The 1,300-nt window shown below is 42.2% G+C and carries 1 pseudogene; it reads left to right on the top strand.

Going from position 1 to position 1,300, the window contains the following annotated elements:
- Positions 1-149: 149 nt before the first annotated feature.
- A pseudogene (locus tag N473_RS22235) lies at positions 150-1,300 on the top strand (hypothetical protein); the annotation flags it as partial.

Genomic DNA, 1,300 nt, shown 5'->3' with positions numbered 1-1,300 from the left:
ACTTCATTCCAGATATCAATACGAGAAACACTGTTTAACGTAGTTTGGGATCACGCTGAACAACCAATCAGCGCAGAGCCGCACCGGCTTTATTCTGACGCTAAACCCGATTTTTTTAGAAATGTAGTATTAAGATTCAGGACCGTCTAATGCTGAGAGAAGACTTAAAGATTTTTAAACCAGAGAGACTAGGTAGTGCGCCAAATGCCGGTGGATACAGAACAAATTCGGCTATCCAGTCCGGTAAACTCAACGATGTTTTTAGTGCGATTAGTGAAGTTGAACATGCATCGAGCGCTTTTGAGATAGTGAAGTTGTACCCTGCTGTTGCAACCGGTGATGCATCTAGTTTGAATCGAGCGCACGTGTTCATAAGTGATCAGCCGGACGATAAATTAGTTAGCACTCTGATTGCTGAGTCTTCAAGTCTCACTGACGCTAGTTTATTTGTAGATATGTCTCAAATGCTGAGAACAGCCAAATATCACGGCACTACAACCACTACATCAGAGGCAAGTGGAAATACGCTATCACTGAGAGATGTTTCTAGAACAGTAGCGCCAATGACTATCAAAAGGATTGCTCATGTTGGCGTTCAAATTGGTGAGGTCAGTCAATACAGGACAACAACAATTGAATCATTTGGGACGATGACTCAAGTAAATTTAGATGTTCCTGATTTACTGATTGAAAATCCCGATTATTACGGCACTTATAGTTATTGGGCCAGTGGTTGGCAGCGCTGGGCGCTGGAAAGGGTATTCTCAAATACTATTTCAAGAACGGGTACGGCGCTGAAAATTGATTTGCCGGTGGGAAAGCCACTTGCGAAAGGCAAAATTTTTACACTTCATTATCGCTCTAATTTAGATTTTCGATGGCATCAATTTCCTGCTGCTGTGTCACTCGTATCTGGTGAGTCAATTGCAAAAGGTCAAAACAGAGTAAAGAGAGCCAGCAATGGCACTGTATTAGTGGATGATGGAGAGGGGCATTTCGTAGATCAGGGATATGTAATAGCAACTATTGATTATGAAACAGGCCTGATCACAGAGGTTGAGCCATTAAGTTACAACGGCACAATTAGCGAAAATCTCGGCTTGATGATTGTCAGAGGTGAGCAAGTTAAAAAGCTGGTTCAATTTAATTTGAATTTACCGCTATTTGATCTCGGTAGTTTCTATATAAAGTGCAAGACAGCGGCAGGTTCAGATATAAGCGCAGCGTGTGATAGCGCAGGCAATATAACAGGCTCTAGTGTTAGCACCGGTTCAATCTCAGCAACAGGTGATGTTAGTAT

Source organism: Pseudoalteromonas luteoviolacea CPMOR-1 (genome assembly GCF_001625685.1).
Lineage (GTDB): Bacteria > Pseudomonadota > Gammaproteobacteria > Enterobacterales > Alteromonadaceae > Pseudoalteromonas > Pseudoalteromonas luteoviolacea_K.
Note: the sequence above shows the minus strand (reverse complement) of the source record. Positions and strands in the feature narration are given on the sequence as shown.